2 tRNA genes are annotated in these 283 nt (G+C 54.1%); both read right to left on the minus strand.

What is annotated here, in order from left to right:
- Window positions 1-2 precede the first annotated feature (2 nt).
- Window positions 3-78, minus strand: a tRNA-Ala gene (locus ACNFHO_RS27425).
- Window positions 79-174: 96 nt separating this feature from the next.
- A tRNA-Ile gene (locus ACNFHO_RS27430) sits at window positions 175-251 on the minus strand.
- Between the last annotated feature and the right edge of the window lie 32 nt (window positions 252-283).

The raw sequence follows: 283 nt of genomic DNA on the forward strand, positions 1-283 counted from the left end.
AGTGGTGGAGCCAAGCGGGATCGAACCGCTGACCTCCTGCGTGCAAGGCAGGCGCTCTCCCAGCTGAGCTATGGCCCCGCATATTGGTAGGTCTGGGCAGATTTGAACTGCAGAAGAGCCGTCCTCACCACTCTTTATCCAGAGGCATGGGGTGCTCATCATTCCAACCAAAATTGGTAGGTCTGGGCAGATTTGAACTGCCGACCTCACCCTTATCAGGGGTGCGCTCTAACCAACTGAGCTACAGACCTATATAGGGTCTTGATCGTCTTCACAATGAATC

The organism is Pseudomonas sp. NY15374 (assembly GCF_048068255.1).
Taxonomy (GTDB): Bacteria; Pseudomonadota; Gammaproteobacteria; order Pseudomonadales; family Pseudomonadaceae; genus Aquipseudomonas; species Aquipseudomonas machongensis.